Below are 2,273 nucleotides of genomic sequence, written 5' to 3'. Positions count from 1 at the left end.
GAGGCCGACCGCTCGCTTCCTCCCGCCTAAGACGGAGTATCCCTTGCCCACCTCTTCTCTTTCCCGCCGCCAGGCCATGGCGACGCTCGCGGCCGGCGCGGCTTTGCCCCTCGTCTCCGGCTGCGCGCGCACGCTCGCCGGTGCCAAGGCCACGAGCGAGGCCGAAGCCACCGCGCTGCTCGACAGCGTCGCCGAGAACCTGCTCCGCCTGTCGCCCGAAACCGCGACGACGCTGGGCATCGACACCGGCGAGCGTGCAGGACTCCGCTCGCAGCTGAGCGACCGATCGCGCTCCGGCCAGCAACGCCTCGCCGCGACCCTCCGAAGCGACCTCGCCCGGGTGAACGCGATAGACGCTTCGGCTCTCAGTGAGCCGACCCGCATCAGCTTCGCAGTCGTCCGGAGCGCCTATACGACCGCGCTCGAGGGTTTCGCCCTCCCCTATGGCGATGTCGCCGTCGGCGGCTGGCGCAACACGCCTTATGCGGTCATCCAGAATGTCGGCGCCTATCTCGACGTGCCCCGCTTCCTCGACGCCGAGCACCGGGTCGAGAATGCGGCCGATGCGGAGGCATACCTTGCCCGGCTCCGCTCCTACCCGCGCCAGATGGACGGCGAACTCGAACGCGTCGGTGCGGCTCGGGCGCAGGGTCTGGTTCCGCCCGCCTTCCTGGTCGACAAGGCGCTGAAGCAGCTCCAGCTTTCCGCCAAGGCCGCACGCGAGGGCGGCTCGCTGGTAGAATCGATCGAGCGGCGGACCAGGAACATCCCCGGCAACTGGGCTGAGCAGGCCCGCGCCATCGTGCGCGGCGATGTCGCGCCAGCCCTCGAGCGGCAGATCGCGGAGCTCACCGCCCAGCGCGCCGTCGCCAGGAACGAGGCGGGCATGTGGGCGCGGCCGCACGGCGACGAATATTATCGCTGGGCGCTCAAAGCCTCGACCACCACCAACCTGACGCCGGACCAGGTGCACGCCATCGGCCTCGAACAGGTGAAATCGCTGCACGCGCAGATGGACAGGATCCTGAACGGCCTCGGCTACACCAAGGGCAGCGTCGGCGCGCGCATGACCGCGCTGGGCGAGGATCCGCGGTTCCAGTTCCCGGACAATGATGCCGGCCGAAAGCAGATCCTCGCCTTCATCGACGAGCGGCTGAAGTCGATCCGCGCCAAGCTCCCGCAGGCCTTCAACACGCTCGTCCCCGGCAATCTCGAGGTCCGCCGCCTCCCGCCCGAGGAGGAGCCCGGCGCGCCCGGCGCCTATGGCGGCGCCGGATCGATCGACGGCTCGATCCCGGGCAAGTTCTGGATCAATCTCCGGACCACCCAGCTGCACAGCCGCTACAGCCTGCCCACGCTGGCGCATCACGAGGCGATCCCCGGCCACGTCTGGCAGGGCGAATATTCAAACCGGCTGCCGCTGATCCGCACCCTCCTCGCCTTCAATGCCTATTCGGAAGGCTGGGCGCTCTATGCGGAACAGCTGGCCGACGAGCTTGGCGATTATGAAGGCGATCCGGTGGGCCGCCTCGGCTACCTCCAGTCGATCGCCTTCCGCGCCTGCCGCCTCGTCGTTGACACCGGCCTCCACGCCAAGCGCTGGACCCGGGAACAGGCGGTGGACTGGTTCGCGACCACCAACGGCTCGGGCCGCGAGGAGGTGGCGAGCGAGGTCGATCGCTATTGCTCGTGGCCAGGGCAGGCCTGCGGCTACAAGATCGGACACAGCGAGATAAACCGCCTCCGCGACAAGGCGAAGGCGGCGCTCGGCCCGCGCTACGACCTGCGCGACTATGACGATGCGGTGGTGAAGGCCGGCAACGTGCCGCTCACGGTGCTCGAACAGGTGATCGACGGCTACGTGGCGGCGCGGAGGGCGTAGCCGCTCCGCCCGTCACCCTCGCGCTTATTCCTCCTCGGAACCCTCACCCTTGCGGCGGTTGTACATCACCGCGCCCGCGGCGGCCGCTGCGACGCCCACCGCGGCGGCGGCGGCGATTCCGACGGTCTTCAGGTTGACGCCGCCGTCCATGATCCCCTCGCCGCCTTTCTCCTCCTCGAGCAGGACGGCCGCGTCGGCATTGGCGGAAAGGCGCACCCGATTGCCCTCAACCGCGGCGACGAGCCCGCCCGACACATAATGATGATGGCCGCTATGCGAGCCGCTGTCGGGCTTGGTCATCTTGATCCGGTCGCCCTCGACCCGGTCGACGGTGCCGACGTGCACCTCGTCCGCGCCGACGATTTCCATATGCTCCCTGACCTGGCTGAGA

The 2,273-nt window shown here is 69.0% G+C and carries 1 protein-coding gene and 1 pseudogene; one reads left to right on the top strand and one right to left on the bottom strand.

Annotated elements, in window-relative coordinates; translation table 11 throughout:
• The first annotated feature begins 76 nt into the window (after positions 1-76).
• Positions 77-1,882, top strand: a complete 1,806-nt coding sequence (locus VF662_RS16830) for a DUF885 domain-containing protein (protein ID WP_464143104.1) — start codon at positions 77-79, stop codon at positions 1,880-1,882.
• A gap of 165 nt (positions 1,883-2,047) precedes the next feature.
• Here VF662_RS16830 and VF662_RS16825 read toward each other — a convergent pair.
• Positions 2,048-2,273 (bottom strand): annotated as a pseudogene (locus VF662_RS16825) (DUF2171 domain-containing protein); the annotation flags it as partial.

It is taken from the genome of Allosphingosinicella sp. (assembly GCF_036387215.1).
In the GTDB taxonomy this organism is placed as follows: Bacteria; Pseudomonadota; Alphaproteobacteria; order Sphingomonadales; family Sphingomonadaceae; genus Allosphingosinicella.
The sequence above is the reverse complement of the archived record's forward strand: the minus strand, read 5'-3'. Positions and strand labels throughout refer to the sequence as shown.

What these genes read in the sequence shown, in the direction of transcription:
- VF662_RS16830 (WP_464143104.1), top strand. Translation starts at nt 77, where the DNA reads ATGGCGACGCTCGCGGCCGGCGCGGCTTTGCCCCTCGTCTCCGGCTGC.